General features: G+C 51.7%; 20 protein-coding genes and 1 pseudogene. 1 reads left to right on the forward strand and 20 read right to left on the reverse strand.

Annotated features, from left to right (window positions below; genetic code table 11):
- Positions 1–43: 43 nt before the first annotated feature.
- The 9 genes from uraH to BBD42_RS26280 all read right to left on the reverse strand — a co-directional run bounded on the left by uraH (position 44) and on the right by BBD42_RS26280 (position 8,726).
- On the reverse strand, positions 44–415 hold the full coding sequence (uraH, locus tag BBD42_RS26240; RefSeq protein ID WP_099520576.1) for a hydroxyisourate hydrolase: 372 nt from the start codon (positions 413–415) through the stop codon (positions 44–46).
- Positions 412–1,380 carry a factor-independent urate hydroxylase gene (gene pucL / locus BBD42_RS26245; RefSeq protein WP_099520577.1) on the reverse strand — a complete coding sequence of 323 codons (969 nt, stop codon included), beginning with the start codon at positions 1,378–1,380 and terminating at the stop codon, positions 412–414. Before pucL ends, uraH begins: the two co-directional genes overlap by 4 nt.
- Positions 1,381–1,431: 51 nt before the next feature.
- The gene (gene uraD / locus BBD42_RS26250; RefSeq protein ID WP_099520578.1) at positions 1,432–1,926 is read right to left on the reverse strand and encodes a 2-oxo-4-hydroxy-4-carboxy-5-ureidoimidazoline decarboxylase; all 495 of its coding nucleotides are present in this window, start codon (positions 1,924–1,926) and stop codon (positions 1,432–1,434) included.
- Complete coding sequence (locus BBD42_RS26255) at positions 1,923–2,441, reverse strand: (2Fe-2S)-binding protein (protein ID WP_237163240.1); 519 nt, start codon at positions 2,439–2,441, stop codon at positions 1,923–1,925. The genes uraD and BBD42_RS26255 overlap by 4 nt, the downstream gene beginning before the upstream one ends.
- Positions 2,438–4,720, reverse strand: a complete 2,283-nt coding sequence (gene pucD, locus BBD42_RS26260; RefSeq protein ID WP_099520579.1) for a xanthine dehydrogenase subunit D — start codon at positions 4,718–4,720, stop codon at positions 2,438–2,440. The genes BBD42_RS26255 and pucD overlap by 4 nt, the downstream gene beginning before the upstream one ends.
- Positions 4,721–4,770: 50 nt before the next feature.
- Positions 4,771–5,688, reverse strand: coding sequence for an FAD binding domain-containing protein (locus tag BBD42_RS26265; RefSeq protein ID WP_172455641.1), 918 nt, complete (start codon positions 5,686–5,688; stop codon positions 4,771–4,773).
- Positions 5,675–6,325 (reverse strand): nucleotidyltransferase family protein, encoded by a 651-nt coding sequence (locus tag BBD42_RS32420; protein WP_237163562.1) that lies wholly within the window; start codon positions 6,323–6,325, stop codon positions 5,675–5,677. The genes BBD42_RS26265 and BBD42_RS32420 overlap by 14 nt, the downstream gene beginning before the upstream one ends.
- Complete coding sequence (locus BBD42_RS26275; protein WP_237163563.1) at positions 6,207–7,328, reverse strand: XdhC family protein; 1,122 nt, start codon at positions 7,326–7,328, stop codon at positions 6,207–6,209. The genes BBD42_RS32420 and BBD42_RS26275 overlap by 119 nt, the downstream gene beginning before the upstream one ends.
- 72 nt (positions 7,329–7,400) lie before the next feature.
- Positions 7,401–8,726, reverse strand: coding sequence for a 5'-deoxyadenosine deaminase (locus BBD42_RS26280; RefSeq protein WP_099520583.1), 1,326 nt, complete (start codon positions 8,724–8,726; stop codon positions 7,401–7,403).
- 451 nt (positions 8,727–9,177) lie between these two features.
- Between BBD42_RS26280 and BBD42_RS26285 the strand changes: the two are divergent.
- Positions 9,178–10,173: pseudogene (locus BBD42_RS26285) on the forward strand (NAD(P)/FAD-dependent oxidoreductase).
- Positions 10,174–10,366: 193 nt separating this feature from the next.
- On the opposite strand, the gene BBD42_RS26290 reads toward BBD42_RS26285, so the two are convergent.
- From BBD42_RS26290 to cobK, 11 genes are all read right to left on the reverse strand, one after another.
- Positions 10,367–12,340: a copper amine oxidase N-terminal domain-containing protein gene (locus tag BBD42_RS26290; RefSeq protein ID WP_099520584.1), complete on the reverse strand. Its 1,974-nt coding sequence runs from the start codon at positions 12,338–12,340 to the stop codon at positions 10,367–10,369.
- Positions 12,341–12,450: 110 nt separating this feature from the next.
- Positions 12,451–13,860 carry an MDR family MFS transporter gene (locus BBD42_RS26295; protein WP_099520585.1) on the reverse strand — a complete coding sequence of 470 codons (1,410 nt, stop codon included), beginning with the start codon at positions 13,858–13,860 and terminating at the stop codon, positions 12,451–12,453.
- 39 nt (positions 13,861–13,899) lie between these two features.
- Complete coding sequence (locus BBD42_RS26300; protein ID WP_099520586.1) at positions 13,900–14,148, reverse strand: hypothetical protein; 249 nt, start codon at positions 14,146–14,148, stop codon at positions 13,900–13,902.
- Between the two features lie 419 nt (positions 14,149–14,567).
- Positions 14,568–15,965, reverse strand: coding sequence for a cobyrinic acid a,c-diamide synthase CobB (locus tag BBD42_RS26305; protein WP_237163564.1), 1,398 nt, complete (start codon positions 15,963–15,965; stop codon positions 14,568–14,570).
- 159 nt (positions 15,966–16,124) lie between these two features.
- Positions 16,125–17,258: a cobalt-precorrin 5A hydrolase gene (locus tag BBD42_RS26310; protein WP_099520588.1), complete on the reverse strand. Its 1,134-nt coding sequence runs from the start codon at positions 17,256–17,258 to the stop codon at positions 16,125–16,127.
- Positions 17,255–18,034 carry a precorrin-4 C(11)-methyltransferase gene (gene cobM / locus BBD42_RS26315; protein ID WP_046233158.1) on the reverse strand — a complete coding sequence of 260 codons (780 nt, stop codon included), beginning with the start codon at positions 18,032–18,034 and terminating at the stop codon, positions 17,255–17,257. The genes BBD42_RS26310 and cobM overlap by 4 nt, the downstream gene beginning before the upstream one ends.
- Positions 18,031–18,741: a precorrin-2 C(20)-methyltransferase gene (gene cobI / locus BBD42_RS26320; protein ID WP_046233157.1), complete on the reverse strand. Its 711-nt coding sequence runs from the start codon at positions 18,739–18,741 to the stop codon at positions 18,031–18,033. The genes cobM and cobI overlap by 4 nt, the downstream gene beginning before the upstream one ends.
- Complete coding sequence (gene cbiE, locus BBD42_RS26325; protein WP_481855989.1) at positions 18,734–19,951, reverse strand: precorrin-6y C5,15-methyltransferase (decarboxylating) subunit CbiE; 1,218 nt, start codon at positions 19,949–19,951, stop codon at positions 18,734–18,736. Before cbiE ends, cobI begins: the two co-directional genes overlap by 8 nt.
- 73 nt (positions 19,952–20,024) lie before the next feature.
- Entirely contained in the window at positions 20,025–21,116 is a 1,092-nt protein-coding gene (locus BBD42_RS26330) for a cobalt-precorrin-5B (C(1))-methyltransferase (protein WP_099520590.1), read from the reverse strand.
- A 5-nt stretch (positions 21,117–21,121) separates the two neighbouring features.
- Entirely contained in the window at positions 21,122–21,772 is a 651-nt protein-coding gene (locus BBD42_RS26335; RefSeq protein WP_099520591.1) for a precorrin-8X methylmutase, read from the reverse strand.
- Between the two features lie 40 nt (positions 21,773–21,812).
- Positions 21,813–22,580: a precorrin-6A reductase gene (cobK, locus tag BBD42_RS26340; protein ID WP_099520592.1), complete on the reverse strand. Its 768-nt coding sequence runs from the start codon at positions 22,578–22,580 to the stop codon at positions 21,813–21,815.

Consider the following 22,580-nt stretch of genomic DNA (forward strand, 5'->3'; position numbering starts at 1 on the left):
CCCTTTTTTCCATAACATAAGCCCGCCTGTTCACTCTGCTCTTCTAAGTACCGCGATAAGTGCTGTAGCCCCCTGGCGCAACCAGCAGCGGAATATGATAATGCGCCTGCGCATCCTTAACGCGAAATCGAATCGGTATTTGTTGAAAAATAAATTCAATAGACGACTCCCGCGCAGCGCCATTATCGCGTGACAAAAAGCTACCGGCATTAAACACAAGCTCATAGACGCCTGGTTGCATCCTCTCGCCAGCAAGCATGGGCGCATCGAGCCGTCCATCCGCATTGGTGGAAGCGGCCTGAAGCAGCAGCCGTTCTCCAGTCTCCTCGCTCAACTGCCACAGCTCCAGCCCCATCCCTGCCGCAGCCTTCCCCGTAGAAATATCGAGCACATGCGTCGTTATTTTGCCGCTCATGACGAGGCTTCCTCGTTTTCCAAATCCTCGCGGGTAAGCGTGAAGCCTTGGAAGCCGAATGGCGGACGCGGCTCGGTGTAGACAGCGGCTGCATCCTCCTCCGTATGGTCAACCACCGTTTCCCATGTCCGGTTATTCGATTCAAACCGCACCTCCGCCAATTGCGGGAAACGGGTCAAAATACGCAAGCCGACTTGATAAATTAAATATTGAATCGATGGCGTTTTATATTCGTGGAACACATTATGGGTAATATCCCGGATATGCTCAGCCGCAACGTATTGTCCAAAGACCGTATCTACCGCATGTTCAACGTCTGCATAGCTCCAATAAATGTTTAGAAAAATAAAGAGCGGCCGATCATAGCTTTCCGGCAGTGTCGTATATTCATCACGGACAAATCCATAGAAGGAGCTGCCGCTTACTTTAATCAGCTGCAAATCAGTAATCGCGCACTCATGCTCGACGATAACCGGAGCTCCCTCTTCGCCGTCGCGGACAAGCTTCATCGAAGCGCTCGCATGATCATTATGGGAACGGCGGTACACAAGCGGGCTATCGACCAGCCCCTCACTGCCGTCTGCCACTTCAAGCGTATGGAACGGGATGCGGTCCGCACTCAGCTCGATAGCTTCAATATGCGGATAGCGGCTAAGAAATTGCTTGCTGATGAACGCAAGCAGCCCTTCTGTCGTGCTCCCCTCAAAGTCGGCCGTTTGCCGCAAAATAAAATTTTTCATCGAATCTGTCGCCACAACCTGCGTATTGTCTCCTTTAGTAAAGGAGGTGAGCAATGTCTCGCCGCTTACGGCAAATGTAATATTATGGGCAAAAATAACGTTCGTATCGCCGGTAAAAGCCGATTCTGGGATGCGCTTTACCGCCAGTGGCGCTGCATAGGTCCGATAAGTCAATACATCCCCTTTGCCATAATAAAGTGTACGTCCGCTGCCAAGTTTCAACATATTTACCCTCTCCCTTTGCTCTATATCAATTTTGGTATGATTTTTTAAGTCTCACTCTTCTATTAAATCGTTCAGGCGCAAAAAGGTGATGCGGGCGATTTGCCATTTTGCCTCCTCCAGCTCCTCCTGAAGGCTGTTGCCGATTCGCGCTGCCATCGCTTCCTTGATATCTGCTTTGCTTTTGCCACGAACTGCTAAAATAAATGGAAAACCAAACTTCTCCGTATACTGGCGGTTCATCGCTGCAAACTGCTCAAATTCCTCAGGCGTCAATTGGCTTAGTCCCGCCCCCTGCTGCTCTTTTGTGGAATATTCGCCAATGCTGATTCGAGTTGCCAGATCGGGGTGTTCGCGAATAAGCACAAGCACCCGCTCCTCTCCCGCCGTATAAGCTGCGTTCACCATGCTCTCATGCAGCTGCTCTATTGAGCGGAAGGGTTTATTCTCCCATGCCAGCTCCGCCACCCAGGGCGAATGTTCAAAAATAGCGCCAAGCGCTTCCATAAATGCCTCACGGCTCATCGTATTTAATAAGTCCAATTTCATGGCGCGTTCCTCCTCCACTCTATCGCCCGCTCTACAGCCCGTTTAATGCCTCCGTAGCCGGTGCAGCGGCAAATATTTCCGGATAGTGCTTCTTCAATTTCATCCTCGCTCGGGTCAGCATTTCGATCCAGCAGCGCCTTGACCGATATAATCATGCCAGGCGTGCAATAACCGCACTGAAAGCCTCCCTCTTCTAGAAAAGCGCGCTGCACAGGGTCAATTCCACCATCAGCCGCCCCTATACCTTCAATTGTCGTAATCTGTTTGCCCGCGCATTGGTAGGCCATCGTCAAGCAAGCATTAATTGGCTTGCCATCCACCAGCACCATGCAGGCACCGCAGCGGCCAATTTCACAAGACCGCTTCGTCCCTGTAAGAGCCAAGTCGTCGCGCAGCATACTCAGCAGCCGTTTGGAGCCTGCAACTTCAAGCTTCATTTCTTCGCCATTAATGGTACAGGCCAGCTCCGACTGCCCAGTGCCCCGCGTCACTCCCAGCATTTCATGCTTGCTCATCTTTCGCTCACCGCCTCTCCTGCAAAAGCGAAAGCCATTTGCAGCAGCTCTGGCTCAATTGGCAGCTTCGTCACGCGGATGCCCGCCGCCTGATGAATGGCAGCTGCAATAGCCGGAGCAAGCGTAACCGAGCCTACTTCGCCAATGCCGCGCGGACCATAGCTATCTTCTTGCGGCAAATGCTCAATCGGCTCAACGGTGACCATACCGCGATGCTCCGCAATCGTTGGCACCAGATACGTATCTAAATTTTTCGTCATATATTGTCCCTGCTGCATGACCGCATCTTCCGTTACCGAAAAACCAAGCGCCATGCTGCTGCCGCCTTCGATCTGCCCGAGAAAGCCCTGGGGATTCATGACAGGCCCTGCCGCTACCGCATGGTACTGGTCAAGCACCTTCACTCGTCCTGTCAGTTGATTGATCTCAACCTTCACAACAACGGCCGCATACGTATATAAAAAATGGGCTCCTGTTCGCGGGGTATCTGATGCAGGGAACTGAAAGGCAGTCGAACAGCTGATCGGCTCCCCTTCGGCCTCCGCCAGCTCCTTATACGTCAGCAGCATGGAATCGCCTTCTGCCTCATAAATGCCTCCTGCTCCCATAACGAGCACGCCGGCTGTTTTTCCCAGCAGCTTCGCTGCCCGTTCCAGCATTTGCGATGTAAACGGCGCTTTCAGATTTTGCAGCGTCTTCCACATCATGCTGGTTGCTCTTGAAGCTGTTGTAGAGCCGCTGTCGGGGACAAGATCGGTATCCCCGATAATCATTCGGATATCGGATTCAGCCAAGCCGAACTGCTCAATTAGCATCAGCTCCAGCGTAGCAAGCAAGCCTTGCCCAAATTCCTCATAACCGAATACGGCTTCAATTCGGCCATCGGCCGCCAGCGAGAGCCGGCCGCCTGCCGGATCAGGAATACCTACACCAAGCCCGCCGCCGTGCATGGTAAAGGCTGAACCAATACCCACCTTTATCCACGGCTCGCGCTCCTCAGCCCCATCCGGCATCCCTCTTTCCTGCCACAAGCCGCTCGCTTCAGCTGCATTCCACACCTGCATGGCGCCTTCGGTTACGACGATCGGCTGGCCGAACGGGCCTGGATCTTCCGGCATCCGCATATTGATCCGCCGCAGCTCCCAAGGGTCCATCCCAAGCTTTTCTGCCAGCCGGTCAAGATGCCCTTCCAGTGCAAAAATCGCCTGATTTCCGCCAAAGCCGCGGAACTCACCGGACATTCCGTTGTTCGTATAGACGGAATAACCGTCTACTTCCACATGATCGTAGCGGTATGGCCCAAGTACATGCTCAACGGCAAAGTTAAGCACCTCTGCTCCCAGCGTGGCATATGCGCCAGTGTCGGCGATGATCCGCACTTGATGGGCAAGCAGGCGGCCACTGGCGTCTGTACCGGTTTTCATCGAAATTTTCATCGGATGACGTTTCAGACCGGCGCGGACTGATTCCCATCTGGAATGATGCAGCTTAACGGGGCGGTTTGTTTTTAGCGCCAGCAGCGCGCCATAAGGCTGCACATTCAATTCGTCCTTGCCGCCAAAGGAGCCGCCAATCGGGCTTGAGACGATGCGGATTCGCTCCTGCTTCATCGCGGCAATCCGCGACAATTGCAGACGATCCATAAATCCATGCTGAGTAGGCGAATATACCGTTAACCGCCCATCCTCCTCGGGTACAAACAGGCCGCCTTCGGTTTCCATATAGGTGTGCATCTGTCTCGGCGTGAAATAAGTCTCCTCTACAATATGGGCACAGGCGGCGAACCCGCGTTCCAGCTGCCCTCTATTAAACTGGCTGCGGTGCAGCACATTGCCCTGCGGATGAAGCAGCGGCGCATCCTGCAAAAGCGCCTGCTCGGCATCGTCAACAATCGGCAGCAGCTCATACTCGACCTCAATAAGAGAAAGAGCATATTCGGCTAGTTCAGCCGTCTCTGCAGCTACAGCTGCCACCGCGTCGCCGACATAACGAACTTTATTTTCACAAAAGACAGGCTGATCCTGATGGGCAATGCCATAGCGATTCAAACCGGGCACATCGAGATGCGTCAGCACGGCATGGACACCTTCCAACTGCAACGCCTTCTCGGTACAAATACTGAGGATAAGGGCATGTGGATGGGGGCTGCGCAGAACCCGGCCATAGAGCATGCCCGCTGCCGACATATCCGTCAAATACGCAAGGCGGCCTGTTACTTTCCCCAGCCCATCCGGCCTGATTCGCCACCGCTTTCCACTTGTCTCGCGGTTCAACAGCATCGCTATCACCTCTCCCCTATGAACGCTAAGCTTGCTTGCTTATTTAATTATTATTTGAGCTGCATTACTTTCCACAGCTCTGACACTATTAGATTGGCAGCGGTTTTCTGGCGATAGCTTTCCGAAGCGAACACATCGCCTACCGGATGAAAATGTTCCAAGACTGACGTATAACAAGTCTGGAGCAGCGAATGGTCAAGCTTGCTGCCCTTTAGCAATCGCTCTGCATGCTCAAGCCGCTTTGGCATCGTCTGCCCGCCCCCAACCGCAAGTCGCATATCAACGATATGCCGCTCGGCACTTACAACGGCGCTTATCGCAACAGTTGCTATCGATGGCGTGAATACTTCGCGGCGGCCAACCTTGTGATAGACATCCAGCCTGTATTTCCCCTCCTGTTTCGATAGATCGACTGGCGACAATATAATGGCGAGCAGCAAACGATTTTTCCATGCGTGATTGGCCTGCGCTTCCAACAGCCATTCTGCAAGCGGCTGCTCAAACGCTCCTTGCCCATCGTGCCAGAGGAGCATGGCCTCATAAACGATTAACGCTGGAAGTGCGTCGCCTACGCGGGACAGCACATTGCCGCCAAGCGTAGCCAGGTTCCGAATCGATGGGGCAGCGATATTTTTCATCGCAGTGGTCAGCAGTGAATAATGAGTGCTTATATAAGAGTCATTTCTGACCTCTGACAGCAGCGCCGCCGCTCCGATCTGACAAATTTGCCGATCGTGACTGCTGGAAGCAAGCGTAATCGGCGTTTGCATGCTGGAAATACCGCTAATATCGATCAAATGGCCAGGCATGCGGGCAGTTCCCGCTTCCCACCACGTACGAAGCAGCGTACCTCCAGCAACGAAAACGCCGTCCTCGCCAAGCTGCTGTTTAAGCGTGCAAGCTTCCGCTGCATTACTTGGCTGCCATACGATGGGAGATTCCGGCTTCGTTTGTTTATTCATGGCCATCGCTCTCCCTCCTGTTCCAAAAACCAATAGCAGCCTGCAAGCTGTCCTCTTCATCTATATCATGAAGCGCAAAATCTTGTTCCCCGTTTAAATCCAGTACTGCCCCTTTATACTTGCCTGTGGCAAACAGCTGTCTTGCGCCTTGGTCACCCTCAAGCTCCTCCAGAGCAGAAAACATCGTTGCTCGCAGCAGCGCCGGAGGCATCGTTGCCGATCCATTGCTGTATGCCGCATAATCAAGCGTGGAATTGTGTTCCAGCGCCTCAACCAAGCGCTCTGCCATCCTTGCCGTCACAAAAGGCTGGTCAGCTAACGCAATCAGGACGGCCTCCGTATGTGGATATAGAGCAAGCAGAGCTTCAAGACCAGTGCGCAGCGAGTGGGACATTCCCTGCGCCGAAAGCGGGCATTCCTGCTTGTGCAGCTGTGCTGCGCGGCAAGCCCGCTCCAGTTGAGGAGTGTATAGCCATTCCAGTTCATCGTCGATTCGGTGAACGACGACCCAGCTATTAATAGCACTATTTAATAGAGCATGAAGCGCCTGGCTGCCAAGCATAGCTCCCGGCGATAAAGGGAGCCGCAGCTTCGGCTGCTTCATCCGGCTGCTGAGGCCAGCCGCCAAATAAATGCCTGACACCTTCATCGCGAATCGCCTCCCTACTTTTCGCACGAAACGCTGCCCGTACCTTTATTAGCTCGGAAGCGATGCTTAAGGCAATTTCGTACGGTCCCTCTGCCTCTATCGAAAGCCCGATCGGTGCATAAACATTTTCAGGAAGCGTCCCTTCGCCAAATAACTGCTTAATCCGCTTACGCGAGCCCATAACGCCGATGTATATCGCGCGCGCCTCCAATGCCAGCTGAATCAGTTGATAATCGTAGTGGAGTTGATGGCTGCATACGATGAAAAAGTCATTTTTATTAAATTGCAGCTTGGAGGCAAGCTCCTCAGGCTTTCCAGTTACTCTCGCCACATTAAACCAGCTATTATCCTCATTTTCCGTACTGATATGTGTACGCCAATCCGCCACAGCCACATGAAATCCGCAGCCTGGAAGCATCGTGCAAAGCGCCTCTGCATCCGGTCCTGCCCCAAACACAATCGCCCGTGGTCGCGGCTCCAGCTTCGTCGAAAATGTCCCCGCCTCTTCTACAAGCTCAGCTCCAGCTTTCCAGCTATTGCGGGATTCGCTTGCCGCTGAGGCAGGCCCTAATCTATAAACGATGCCGGTGCAATTGCCATTTCCAGCCTTCGGCCAGCTTCGATCCAATACAACCGCTTCTCCTGCCCGAAGCCTCTCTCTGGCTTGAAGCAGCTGATTTCTGAGTGCTGTCGTTACAGGCTCAAGCAGCACATGGATAATGCCGCCACAGCCGATCGTATCGCCCCACATGATGTCCTCTTCCGGCTGCATATTATAGATGATGATTTCAAAAGCTTCGGCAGAGCACACGCGGCTAACCCGCTCCTGTAGATCTGCCTCCAGGCAGCCTGGGCTAATACTGCCCGTCTTCGTTCTATCCAGCCTCAGCAGCATGGCTGCCCCTTCCTTGCGGTAAGCATGGCCCTCTACTCGTATAATCGTTGCAAGCGCGGCCGGCTGCTCAAGCTTCACAATTGAATCCAGCACTTCGTGCATATCCACAAGCAGCCACCGCCTCTTTTTTTAAAACGTTATGATGAAATCAAGTTCTGGCCTACAGCCAAAATGCTACAGCCTTGCCAGCAGTCCCCGAAGCGAACGGTCGGCTTCCCGCAGCACAAGCGGCTTGTCAATCGTCTTCATTATGCGTTTCTCCATTACGATTTGTCCGTCAATGATGACGGTATCCACATCGCCGCGGGTTGCCGCATATACAACACGCGAGAACCAATCTGCATCATAGGATGGATACACATGAAAGTCTTCCAAATCAAGCATTTGCAAATCCGCTAGCTTGCCTTCCTCTAAGCTGCCAATATCCTCTTCCATGCCAAGCACCTTCGCGCCGCCCATCGTAGCCATCCGCAGCACAGTGCGCGCATCCATGACCGTTGGGCCATGCTTCACCTTCTGAATAAAAGCGGTCAACCGCATTTCCTGGTACATATCCAAATTGTTGTTGCACGCCGCGCCATCTGCTCCGATGCCAATATCGATGCCTTCGCGCAGCAGCTCGGGAATTTCCGCAATGCCCGATGCCAGCTTCATGTTGGAGCTGGGGCAATGGGTAACCTTAACGCCTCGCTCCTTAATAATCCGCTTCTCTTCCTCATCGAGCCAAATGCTGTGGGCCAAAATCAAATTCGGCCTTGCCAGCCCGATGTGATCCAAATAAACGACGTTGCGCTTGCCGCGTTCCGCTTCTACAATCGCGATTTCTCCCGTATTTTCGGAAGCATGGGTATGCACCTTGACCTTATATTGCTCGGATAAATCGCGTACCCCAATGAGCAGCTCCTCTGTACAAGACACAACGAACCTTGGGCAAAAAGCATATTGGATGCGGCCGTCGCCAGCGCCATTCCATTTCTCAAGCAAGTCGACGCTTTGCTGCAACGATTGCTGTGTATTTTCCTGAAGCGCCAGCGGCACTTCCGTGCCATGGTCCATCATCACCTTGCCAGAAATGGCGCGAATGCCGCTCTCTAATATCGCCTGGAACGCCGACTCGGTATGATGCACCGTCTCCATATCCAAAATCGTCGTCGTCCCGCTGCGGATCAGCTCGCCTATGCCCAGCATCGCGGAATAATAAACCGAATCGGGGCTGTGAGCTGCCTCTAGCGGCCAAATCCGCTCACGGAGCCATTCAATTAAAGCCAGATCATCTGCACGCCCACGAAATAACGTCTGGCATAGATGGATATGTGTTTGTACGAAGCCCGGCAGCACAACTTTGCCATCAGCCTCAATGATCCGATCTACTCCATCCGCCGCGATCTCCCCGCCAATCTGAGCAATACGCTTGCCGCGAATGAGCAAATCACCCGTTAAAATATCGCCACGTTCATTCATCGTCATTATCGTTGCGTTGCGAATAAGTATAGTTGTCATTGAATTGCCCTCTTTCAATCTTGAGTCATGTTTTATAACATAATAAAGCACTAAACCCGATTTATCAATAGTATATGTAATTAAACTTAACATGTTGTCTTGGGCGAATGCCTAAAACGCACGAAATACACCGCTTTCAAAGTAAAATGTGACATAGAACAGCTTCTATTGTTCGAAATTCCCCTTACAATTAATCGAAAAGCTTGCGCTATCGTTCGCCTTTTCAAGAATAATCATCAAGCGCCACTCCAGCGCCTTCCATGCGAGCCTATTGAAATAAACAGATTAATCCCCTATTATGTAACGTTCTGCCGCATAGTTCTCCTGATTCTTTAAGTCTGCTCTATTAACTGACATACAACGCTTATGTTAAAATAGGCTGAAAAAGGGGGCGTCACTGCTGGAAAAACAAAAAGTAGTAATTATAGGAGCAGGAATAGTCGGAGCCTGTATGGCTTATCAACTAGCAAAACGAAATCAGGATGTAACCGTTATTGAACGACTCCCTACCGCAGCCCGTGAAGTTACAGAAAAATCATTTGCCTGGATACATACAACACATAGGGTGGCTCCTCAGTACAGACATTTGTATGACAGTGCTTCAGAAGAATATCATGCACTGCAGCAAGAGCTATCCGAATTACAAATTCAATGGCACGGAGCATTAACGTGGGGCGATTCGAACCTAAATGAGTAAATCCGCCTTCCAAAATTAAACCGAGAGCAGATTGAGACATTGGAACCGAATTTGAAGGAGTATCCGAACGATGCGATGTTTGCCATTGATGAAGGAGCAGTTGATCCGATCGGATTAACGGAACTATTGTTAAGGAAAGCACAGGAGTACGGAGCAAAGGTACAGTTTGATACCAACGTTACACAACTGCAGCAAGAAAATTCACGCTTATTAGGCGTTCACACATCCAAGGGATTTATGGAGTCGGATGTTGTGGTATTAGCTGCGGGTACAGGCGTATCCGAGCTTTGCAATGCGTTAGGTTGCCCCATACCAGTAACGCCGTCACCTTCCATTCTGATTCGCATGAAGACCTCGAGTAAACTAATTCACACATTGATCTCAAATGCGCAGTTTGAAGCGCGTCAGCTAACCGATCATTCATTGCTAGCTGCGGAAGATTATATCGATGATTCGGAGGAAAATGGGCCCGAGGCTGTGGGCAAACGTGCCTTCGAGACGCTGCGTCGCAGCCTGAAGGGCGGGGAGCAATTGGAGCTGGAAAGCATCAAAGTAGGTTTGAGACCAATGCCAGAGGATGGCTATCCGATTGTAGGCTTTCATAATCAGATAAAGGGACTTTATGTGACGGTGATGCATTCTGCCAATACTCTGGCTCCTCTAATTTCGCGTCTGGCTGCAACTGAAATAATCAATCGAGAATCAAGATGCGAACTAGAGTTTTGTCGTATTTCCCGATTTAAGCAGTAGGGTTGTAAAAATTCCAATTTAAACTCATTTATGAATTCAACATCCAGACACATTACCCCAAATCGACGAGCTATCATAAATGTTCAGATGCTGCCTAATGTTCGGAAATTCCTTATGGCAATAAAAAAAGCATCTTTGTGTTCACATTTGTGAACACAAAGATGCTTTTGCTTGAATTTGCTTGCTGTATTCGCTAGCTTTTCTTCTCTGGCAATGGCATAAACAGCAAATTGATTGGCAAATTGCTACCGGATGCCGGCGAGAATACAATCGTTACCGCTTCTGTTGAACTTCCCGTCCGGTATAGAACACCCGCTTCACCGTTATTCGCTAGGAAGGAGTTGTTTGTCGTCAGAACAACATTGTTGTTAACGAGGAAGGCACCGCCGTAATGTCCGCCACGCGGGTTCAAGGCAATGAGCGTATTAGGCTGAACATTGAACAGCTTCACGACGTATACGACGCCATAATTTCCTTCATTGTAAATCGTTGCACCTGTAAGCTTATCGATCGTTGTAAGGCGTGTATCCACTACTTTATCGCCAAATACCATACGGCCTGGCTGTGCGCCTACTGGCTGGGTCAGGTTGATCGTACGATCAGCCTTTTCGAATGTGCCGCGAATGTGAATGCCATCCGGATCCAAGTAAGGCAGTAGTGGAAGCTCGGACAGAACATCTTTGCCGTCATCAATGATGACGTAGCTGAACTTGATTGGACCAGAGGTCGAAACATCCGCCATCATCGTCAATACGCGGTCCGGCGAAATTTTCAAATCGCTGAGCTGCTTCAAAATAAGACGGCTCTCGCCTGCTGGAATCGTTGTAATATCATTCATGACCGGATTCATGCGCGAGGTCAAATATTTGCTAATGGAAGATTTGCCTGTTGCCGATACATACAGCGCAGGACCGCCAATACCGACGCGCTGTGTCTGAACGGTCGCTTCCTGATTGGTCTCGTTCGTAGCAACGATGTACATGCGCACATTGTTTAAACGGTTGTTTACGTTATGCGACATCAAGCGAACGTTGCCTGAAGCCGAATCCGTATAATACACGCCTTCATTGACAATTCGCTCTGGACTGTTGCTGCGAAGCAGCGTCTGCTGTCCATACTCTGTCAAGGAATAAGGAATGACATCATAGTTCAGAACGGAAGATCCATTAATCGAGAAGCGCTCTCCCGGCGGCGTAAATAACATGCCAAAATCCTGCTTGGAATACAGCTCCTGATCTTCAATCATAATGGAGAGCGAATATTCATTGCTTGCCCCATGCTTGTCCGTTACTTTCAAGGTAATAGTCTGCGGGCCCGGCTCGAAAAAGCCTTGTTCCTTATTCGTCCAGCTCGTGCTCGTAATCCCATTTTCTTCGTCGCTGCTGAGGTCGGTATATTCAATCGGCTCGCCCATCAAATAGCTCGTTTTGTTAGTGACGAACTTCGCTACTGGAGGCAAATTCGGTTGAAGCACTTCAAGCGTTACCGAATATGGTTCACTCCAGACGCCATCCGAATCTTGCACCCAATGGGTTACCGTATACATGCCCGGCTGGTCAAACATCGACAAATTGCCTTCCCAACGCTCGTCCACAATGGGAGTGCTGCTGCTCGACTGGTTCGTATAAGTTACCTGTGTTTCATTTGCATAAATGACTTTAGGACTTACTGTAAAAGTTGCGACTGGCGCAATTTTAAACGTCCAAGCCAGCGTAATTTTTTTCTCCGCCTTGTTCACTTTCATCGTAATGCCCTGCGGCTGCAGCAGCGTACGAAGCGGAATCATCAGCGTTCCCTTCAAGTTGTATGGCGCTCCAGTAAACGACTGTACCGCTCCATTCACATTGTAGGAGGATTTGCCAATGGCATAACGAAGCACGTTTTTTTCTGTCGTCAGCACATACTCCTTGGCTACCTTGTCGTATACGATTTTGCCGCCGAGCCGCTCTGCGAGCGAGCGAGCCGAAACGTACGTCGTGCCTTTCAGCTCGGTTACCGGCTGCGTAGCTGTATACAGCGTGCCATTGTGATACATTTTATTCGACTTTTGAAGCAGAACGAGCTGCTCTTGACCTAGGACATTTTGCGCTGCTTCCGCCTGTTTCGGCACAGCCAAGGTAAAGACAAAAAGGAATACGAGTGCAAATAAGCTGACTTTTTTAAGCATGTGAATCTCCTTTTCCAAAATAAATTGCGATTTCTCTACATATCCGCCAAAAGTTTGGACGCAATATAATCTGAAAAGTTGCACTCCGCCTATTATTTATGACAAATATTTTAAGAAGCGTGCTTCGTTTCCTGTCGTTCTGCAGAAGAAATACGTGGCAATGCTAGCGATACCGCGCCGATGACGAAGGACAAAACGACCACAATCGTAAAGATCTGGTGCAAGCTTTCCTCCAGCAATAGCGGATCAATAATATTCGTGCTGCCAGTGTGCAGCAGCAGGCCGAATAAAGCGATTCCGATTGTCTGGCCAAGCGTGCGTATAAAGTTATTCGTTGCAACCGAGGCACCGCGCATTTGCCGCTCTACAGCGGATGACACAGATATCGTACAGCTGGTTAGCGCAAGCCCAAAGCTTAAGCCCGTTAAAAACATATACAGCATAAACAAGGCAATCGGCGTCGTGGCATTCAGGAACATAAAACCCAAACTTCCCAATAAGAGGGAAAACGCACTAATTAGCGTTATGTTTCTAAGCCCCATTCGCGAAATCCATGTGCCTGCGAGAATCGAGCCGAGCGGCCAGCTGACCGAAAGCGGAATCATCGCCAAACCGGAATAGGTAGCGCTTTTTCCATATACGCCTTGCAGCCAGAGCGGCAAATAAAAAATAATAACAACATTGACGACACATAGCAAAAAGCTGAGCAAATTCACCATGCTGATGGTGCGGTTTTTGAACAAAACAAGCGGTATCAGCGGCTCCTGCACACGCTTCTCAATGTAGAAGAATAGCGTCATCAGCACTGCAGCCCCTGCAAAAAGCAGCCCGATCTCCGTATAGCTGGCACCCTGCTCGCCCGTCTCTGAACGCAGCAGAGTCAAGGCATAGAGAAAACAGAACATGCCTACCGCAAACGTTCCAATTCCGCCATAATCAATCGAGCGCTTACGCTTCTCGTAGGCTTCCTTCAAAGTAGAGCCCAGCAGATACATCGCGACAATGCCAAATGGCAAATTCATATAAAATATCGCCCGCCACGAGACAAAATCGACTAGCAGCCCGCCGAGCAAAGGACCCGATATACCAGCTATTCCCCAAATGCTCGACATCCAGCCCTGTACCTTCGCTCGCTGCTCATATGCATATAAATCACCGATGATCGTATATGGAATCGTCGTGAGCGCACCAGCCCCCAGACCTTGAATCGCGCGAAAAATAATAAGCTGCGTCATCGTCTGCGCAAGGCCGGACAGCATTGAGCCGCATAGAAAAATCGCAGCCCCAATCATAAACATATTTTTGCGGCCGAATAAGTCTGACAGCTTGCCGTAAATCGGCGTCGTGACGACCGTAGCAAGCAAATAAATCGAAATAACCCAGCTATACTGCTGGGTTCCTTGCAGTTCTCGCGTTATGCTCGGCATAGCCGTACTGACGATCGTCCCTTCGATCGCTGCCAGAAAGGTCGCCACGAACAGTGCGATAGTAATGCTGCGCGTATTGCCTGTTTTGATCATAGTCGCTCTGCTTCCTTCCCTTAACAACAAACACGCCCCTTATGAAGTTTTCATAAAGGAGCGCATCTGTGATTGATTTAAATAAGCATTGCTTGCGATACGAAATATATACCGATCCCTTGCTGAATCGGACGTTTTCCAAAACTGCTCGTCTGTAAACAGGCGCTTGAGCAGCCATTCCGCCGCTTTCGCCGCCTGCTGTTCGTCCTGCAATAGCTTTAGGCATATCGTGTAGCATATAGACTCGCATTGTCTTAAACGATTTATTTTATATTGAAAATCCATCATAGTAATTGGACATCCCCCGGTTATATGTTTAGGTCACTCATTATTACTATGATAGCGGAAACAATACGTTTAAAAGTTACGAAATGTTTAAAATGGCCAAGTGTAAACGGCTGTCGCCTTCCTTTGGCGGCAAAGCTTCCGTTTCGCGTAGAAATATAGAGAATGGATCGGGAAATCATATGCTTTCCTATATTTCAAGTGTAAACGGCTGTCGCCTTCCTTTGGCGGCAAAGCTTCCGTTTCGCGTAGAAATATAGAGAATGGATCGGGAAATCATATGCTTTCCTATATTTCAAGCGTAAACGGCTGTCGCCTTCCTCTGGCGGCTTGGCGCGTTTCATTCAGAGAATTATAGAGAAAGGATGGAACATTCATATCCTTTCCTATATTTTCAAAAAGCGTAAGCGCATCAGCGCAAATTATGCTTTACGGGCAGCATAGGCCATACATGCAGCAATCCAACGCTCTGCCATCACCGGATTTGAGGCAAAATGAAAGTGCGTATAGCCTGCTACCAGCTGCGCGAGCTGAGCCCCTTCCTGCTTTACGCCGCGTCTGCCCTTTGTCTCGTAGGCCGGCTCCAGTTCTTCCCTATCGGCACTGGGCACATAAACCGAATAATGAAATTCATGTCCGCGCGCCTCGTCGCCTTCCGGCAGCAAAAAATTAGCGCCCAGTCCCTTTGCCTCCCGATAGCCTAACGCGGCAAGCTTGCCTTGCATGACTACGCTTCCTGGCAGCACGCCAGCCATCGCATAGCTATTGCCGCTCGTATTAGTAAGCTGCTCCGTTAAATACATATAACCGCCGCATTCGGCAAGCGTTGGCATGCCGCCAGCAATAGCATCCCGCACCGACTGATGAACGTGCTGCTGCTGCGCCAGCTGCTCGGCAAATTCCTCTGGAAAGCCGCCGCCAATATACAAGCCCGATACTTCTTCCGGCACAGCTTCCCCTGCAAGCGGCGAGAAGTATACAAGCTCGGCGCCATACGCCTCCAGCAGCTCAAGATTATCCGGATAATAAAAATGAAACGCCGCGTCCTTGGCAACCGCTATTCGCACGCTGCCCTCGGGATTTCTCCTCTCGAATAAGGAAGTACCCGCTGCTGCTCCACGAATAACCGGCGCTTCCGCTAACGCAAGCACGTGTTCAAGATCAACCGACGCTTCGCACATCGCCGCCAGCTGGTCAAATAATGGCGACAGCTCGCCCCGCTCAATCGAAGGGACTAAGCCCAGATGACGCTCAGGGATATGAAGCTCGCTGCTGCGCTTGAAATAACCGACGACTGGAATGCCGCACTCCTGCTCAATGGCCGCCTTCACAATCTCATAATGGCTGTCGCTGCCGACCTTGTTCACAATGACGCCAACGATGCGCACATGGTCATCCAGCGCCTGAAAGCCCTTCACAATGGCTGCCGCACTGCGAGCCATGCTTTGGCAGTTGACGACCAGCAGCACAGGACAGTCCAGCAGCACGGCAAGCTCAGCGGTGCTGCCTTCGTTCGAAAGCGGATTTTTGCCATCATATAAGCCCATCACACCTTCAATGATTGAAATATCCGCCGTGCTCGCAGCACGCGAATATATTTCCTTCACCGTAGCGGGCGGACACATCCAGCTGTCCAGATTGCGTGACTGCCGTCCTGTCGCCGCCGTATGATAGGTCGGATCAATGTAATCGGGCCCGCTCTTGAAGCCTTGTACCGCTAGTCCTCTGCGCGCTAAAGCAGCCATCAGCCCGACGGTTGTCGTCGTTTTGCCAACTCCGCTGCCCGTTCCGGCAATCACGATTCTTTTTTGCGTTGCTATCGTCATAATGTGTGAATTCCTTTCGTTAAGGGCTTACGGCAAGGTGAAACGGCTCTCGCCGTCCTCAGGCGGCACAGCCCGTTTCATTCGAGAAATATAGAGAAAGGATCGAACAATCATAAACTTTCCTATATTTTCAAAAAAGCAGTGCTGCACGGCTTATACAAATGGAATAAGTCCAATTGAAATCGTGACATTGCCAGATTTTTGCTTGCCCAGCAGCAGCTCATTGTTTTTCGTATAACGCTTTACCGCAGGCTCGCTTACTCCGTAAGCTCCCGTAAATTTAAATACCGTTTCGGAAGGCTCGCTGATTTCCTCTTCGTTCAGCTCCGCAGGCGTATACGTCACGAGCGGCCAGCCATATTTAGCGCATACCGCAAGCAGCCCTTCTTCATCCTTCTTGAGATCAATAGTGCAGATCGCTTTAACGCTGCGAATCGAAGCCCGAATGCCTTCCAAAGCGGAAACGATAACCGCCTCGATTTCCTCTGCCGACGTTCCCCGATTGCAGCCAACGCCAAGCGCCAGCACCTTCGGACGATAAAGCACGCCGTTATCCAGCAGCTTCTGCTCATCTGCCTCCAGCAGGCGGTGTGTGACTATAAGCGCCGCATTAGGCGCTGCCGCCTCTGCTGCGGCAATAGAGTCGTATATGACCAGATTAGGAGGCATTGGGGTATCATGCATCCACCAGTTCCGTTCGCCCGACTCCTGCACAATAGCAACGGGCTCCTCATTAACGACAGCGGCGCTGACAGGCGTCAGCTTTGCATCGCTTTCCCACTCCCAGCCAAAGCGCCGCCCGAACAAATCGACAGGCAGCGTACGCTGTACATCCGATGCCGTCGTCAGCACCGGACGCGCTCCAATAGCCGCTGCCGTCTCCCTCGTCAGCTCATTCGCTCCGCCGAGATGGCCGGACAGCACGCTGATGACATGCTCCCCCTTATCATCAATAACGACGATGCCTGGGTCCTTCTTCTTGTCCTGCAGCAATGGAGCAATCATTCGCACAACTGCGCCAAGCGATATGATACAAATAATTCCTTTATATTTCGGAAACAAGGCAGGAAACAGCATACGCACCGAGCCATTAAACAGCTGAATGCCGCGGCTTTGTTCATCCCCTGCTTCGAATTTGCCCATATAATACAAATCGACTGCGCCCATATTTTCCAGCAGCCGTCTGCCTGTCTGCACGCCATGCTTCGTAATCGCAACTACCGCATATTCGTGCTTCTGGCGAATTTCCGGAATGACGCCTTCTTCCAGCTGAATGATTGCGCTCATTCCGGCTTCACTCCTCTGCGGAAGCGGTGCGTGAACGTTTTGTCATACAGCTTCGAACGGTGCGCGTCCTTGTTGTGCAGCTCTGGATCAAGCGCCCAGCCGGCCAAAATCATCGCATGCGCACGAATGCCATGCTCGCGCATCGCATTGTCAAGCTCCGCAAGCGTTGTGCGGATAATTAATTGATCCGGCCAGCTCGCCCGGCGAACGACGGCGATCGGCGTCTCGTCTTCCCAGCCGGCATCTTTAAATTCCTGCACCACTTTGCGCGTTAGCGTAGCGCTGAGGAAGAGCGCAATCGTACAGCGATGCGCCGCCAAATCCTTCAGCTTCTCCAGCTCAGGCACAGGCGTCCGTCCTTCGGCCCGTGTCAAAATGACCGTTTGCGTCAGGTCAGGTATCGTCAGCTCAGCCCCAACCGCAGCAGCGGCTGCGAATACCGAGCTAACGCCCGGCACGATTTCACAATGGATGCCTTCGCGTTTAAGCAGCACCATTTGCTCCAAAATAGCCCCATACATTGCTGGGTCGCCAGTATGAATGCGGGCTACGCTTTTTCCCTGCTTTACCCGGTCTACGATAATGCCAACCATTTCATCCAAATCCATGCCGGCGCTTTTCAGCACCTCGGCTTCGGGCTTGGCTTTCGCAATCAATTCTTCGTTGACGAGCGAATCGGTATACATGACGACATCTGCCGCTTGCAGCAGCTTGAGCCCTTTTACCGTAATGAGATCCGGATCGCCTGGGCCTGCGCCAATAATATGTACGATCATTTTCTCACCACCATTAATGTCAAGTATTCAAGCTCGCGCCCTTGCAGCTCTTCAACATCCATCCACACCTGCTCCTCGGACGATGTAACCTTCGTCAACACATAAGCGTTCTTAACCAGCTTCAGGTCGCGCAATACAGTCAGCATCAAATCCAGCACCTTGGCAACTTTAATGAATACGACGCAGTCATGGCGCTCAATCGCTGTACGCATCGCTTCATAGCTTGGCGTTGCCGGAACAATCGCCACATGCTCGTCGCCGTCGGCAAGCGGAATGCCCAGGCGGGAAGCCGACGCATTAAACGAAGAAATACCGGGAATCGCCTGCATTTCCACTTCAGGGTGGCGCTCGCGCATAAGCCGCATCAGGTGGATATAGGTGCTGTAGATCATCGGATCGCCTTCCGTAACGAACGCCACATCGCGGCCTTCGCTAATCGGCTGCCATACCTGCTGCACCGTCTTCTCCCACTGGCGCTCCAACGATTCGCGATCCTTCGTCATTGGAAAGGTCAGTCCGAGCATTTCCTTCTCCGCTGCATTTACATACAGTTCAGCTATCGTCAGCGCGTAGCTTTTGGCGCCCATCTTTTTGCGCGGGTACGCGATAACCGGGCATTCCTTCATAAGCCGAAAAGCTTTAACCGTAATCAGCTCCGGGTCCCCTGGCCCAATTCCAATTCCATATAATTTGCCGAGCTTAGTCATTGCTGCTTTCCTCCTCGGTGAGTATCTCTGGCTGCTTCCAAGCCGTAATTAGAAAAATCGGATTAAGCGCATCAAAACGTGTCAAATCGAGTATCGGTTTGCTGCGCGACAGCTGCGCCAGCGTTATATCGGTTTTAAAGCCTTCATCCTCAAAAGCGCTCATCGCTTTGCCCATCGTCTCAATCGTTGCCGCATTAACGACGATGCGTCCGCCTTCCTTGAGCCGCGTGCAGCAAATATGCAGCAGCTCGCGCAGCTCGCCGCCGCTGCCGCCGATAAATACAGCATCGGGATCAGCGAATGCGTCCAGACCATCAGGCGCGCGTCCCAGCCGTGTCGTCAGATCGGTTCTGAATTTTCGGGCATTCTCCACACAGTTGGCAAGATCGCCTTCGTTCTTCTCAATGGCGTATACGTCGCCTTGGCGGGCAATCCGTGCAGCCTCAATCGCCATGGAGCCTGTGCATGTGCCAATATCCCAAACCGTGCTCGTTTCCCTAAGCTGCATAGCTGCTAGGCTAAGGACGCGGATTTCACGTTTGGTAATTAGCCCCTTGTCTGGCTTGCGCTGGGCAAATTCGCTATCAGCAATGCCGAGCGGCCACGACGGGCTCGCCTTCACACGCTTCAAAATCAATACATTCAGCGGGGAAAATTCCGCCTCCGCAAGCTCGCCCAGCTCATACCACCCCGTGCGCTCATCCGCTCCGCCTAAATTTTCAGCCAAAAAAGCTTTATATTCAGTCATGCCGAAGTCGAGCAAGTAACGGGCAATAACGCTGGGATTATTCTTATCGTCGGTCAGCAGCGCAATCTTCGCTTTGCCGTCGATACGCTGCGCCAGCCCCTTGATGCTCTTGCCGTGAACGCTTGTGAGCAGCGCATCATGCCAGCTTTCGCCCATTCGCGCAAATGCAAGCTGCACCGAGCTGTGCGCCGGATAAATGTCCAGCTCCACCTTGCCGGCCAAATAACCGCCTATGCCATAAAACAACGGATCGCCGGAAGCGAGAATGACCGTCCGTCTGCTCTCCGCCTGCAGCTGCTTGGCCAGGTCAGCCAAGCCGCCTTTAATGACTATTTTCTCGCCCGCATATTGCGGAAAAAAAGCTAAATGGCGCTCGCCGCCAACTAGTACTTCACTCTCTTGAATCCAGCCTTCATAAAGCGACGGCAAGCCTGCTGCTCCGTCATCGCCAATGCCGATCATTTTGATTTTGTTCCCCAAGCTCTATCTCCCCCGATCCTTTGCTGCCGCGCAGCTTAAATGCAGCTTTAAAACGCTATTGTTCAGCTCTGCCTAACAGCTGGGCTTTCATTGATATAATGACCGTCTCGACGATAAGCTGCCCGCCAGCTTCCTTCTTGCTGTGATAGCAGCACAGCTCGCTCATTCGTTCGAAAAAAGCATCAATGCCGCGCTCCTGCATCATATCTCCAACCTGCGAGGCCGTGTTCGCGCCGCGAATTTCTTCCACAAGTCCTTCGGGAACAGCAGCATATTCTGCTATTTCGGCGAGAAAGCCAAAGTCGACAGGCGCGCTTTTGGAATGCACCATCATGACGCCCTGCGCCACCTTCGAAAACTTGCCCATCATGCCGACTAGCGTTACTTTGCGAATATGCTTGTTTCGAGCCATTTTCAGCGAAAAGCCGATAAAATCGCCCATCTCGATAAAAGCCTCCTCCGGCAAATCGGGATATAGCTCCATCCCAAACTTTTCCGTTCGGCCACCTGTCGATAAAACAAGATGGTCGCAGCCGCTGACGGCTGCGACATTAATCGCTTGCGCGACGCTCGCTTTATATGCTGCGGTCGAGAACGGCACAACGGTGCCTCTCGTCCCAAGTATCGAAATGCCACCTATAATACCAAGGCGGCCATTTAACGTTTTGAGCGCGATCCGCTCGCCTTCCGGCACGGAAATGACGACGCTTACGCCCCGCCCCTCCAGCTCGAAGGAGCGCAGCACCTCTTCCACCGCTTCATGAATCATGCGGCGCGGCACCGGATTAATGGCAGCTTCGCCAACCGGCACGGGCAGGCCGGGCTTCGTTACCCGTCCAACCCCAATGCCGCCATCCAGCAAAACACCTTCGCCGTCATGCCATTTGACCTCTGAAAAAATGCTTGCGCCATGCGTAGCATCCGGATCATCGCCGCCATCCTTTATAACTTCTGCTATTGCGGAATCTCCGGTCAGCTCACAGCTTACAATGGTGAAAGTGACCCGCTCGCCAATCGGCAGCACAATTTCCGACTCGGTCTGCTGCTCGCGCAAAATCAGCGCAGTCAGCGCCGCCTTCGTCGCGGCAGTCGCACACGAGCCTGTCGTATAGCCATGGCGAAGCGGCTTATCCTCTTTCTTGTCCACGCTTTTTACACTTGGCGCTCTGCCAGCAGGGAAATCGCGTTAACCGCAGCCACGGCAACCGGGCTCCCGCCCTTTCGTCCGAGATTCGTAATGAACGGAATGTCCAGCTTGGCAAGCTCCTCCTTCGATTCTGCTGCCGATACGAAGCCGACAGGCACGCCAACGATAAGGCCGGGCCTCGCTTCGCCATTTTTCACCAGTCTAATTAGCTCCAGCAGCGCCGTAGGTGCGTTTCCAATCGCATAAATACCGCCGTCCGCTTCACGAATCGCCTTGCGAATGGAAATAATCGCCCGGGTCGTATTGAGGCGCTTCGCCTCCTCCATTACATCTGCATCCGATATGTATACGCGCACGTCGCCGCCAAACTTCTCAATGCGCGGCTTGCTGATGCCAACCTGAACCATCTGCACATCAGCAACTACAGGCTTGCCCGCAAGGATCGCCTTAATGCCCGCCTGAACCGCATCCTTATGGAACATCATGCTGCGCCCCAGCTCAAAGTCTGCCGAAGCATGAATAACGCGCTGAACAACGGCATATTGCTCATCCGTGAACGGGTGCTCCCCAAGCTCCTCGGTAATCATTTCAAAGCTGCGTGCTTCAATTTCCTGCGGCTGTACAGTAAGCGGTTTAAAATCCGTCATAAAATCCATGTTTTTCGCTCAGCTCCTTCAATCTTGATCTAACGTTTATTTATTTCAACATTTCCTTTAATGTATCACTTATTTCGTCAAAGCGCGAAAAAACATGCCCATAGGCAAGCTTAGGGCGCCCAATAATAATCGTCTCAATACCCATTTCAAGCGCGGCTTCCAGCTTCTCATCCACAGAACCGACCTTGCCGCTCTCCTTCGTAATCATCAGCGTCACGCCAAATTGCTCATAAAGAGCGCGGTTGAGCGCTTTGGAAAATGGCCCCTGCATCGCAACGATATGCTTTTGCGGCAGTCCCAGCGCTTCGCATTTCTCCATATTATCGAGGCGCGGCAGCATACGGGCGATCAGCGTCACGTTAGGCAAGCCTAGCAGACGCTCGGTAAAAACCTGCAGCGTTTTGCTGCCTGTCGTCAGCATCACGACGCCGCCCTTCGCAGCCGCCATTTCGGCTGCTTCGGCGTAATCATCCGCATATTTAATCAGCGGTTGTCCGTCAAAGGTCAAGCTCTCGCGCTCATAGCGAATATATGGCACCGATGCTTGCTCGGCCGCCGCCATCGCATTGCGATGCGCCTCCTCGGCAAAAGGATGGCTGGCATCCACGACAGCCTGTACCTGATTTTCTTTCAGGTAAGCTGCCATTTCGTCTGCGGTCAGACGTCCCACTCGCACGTCAAGTCCGGCTTCCTTCAAGCTGCTTGCCGCACTGTCGGTCACAACCGAAGTCAGCACGCTATAGCCCTGCGCCTTAATTTGTACGGCGAGCTCCCTCGCATCGCTTGTTCCACATAACATAAAAATCAT

The organism is Paenibacillus sp. BIHB 4019 (assembly GCF_002741035.1).
Classification (GTDB): Bacteria; Bacillota; Bacilli; order Paenibacillales; family Paenibacillaceae; genus Pristimantibacillus.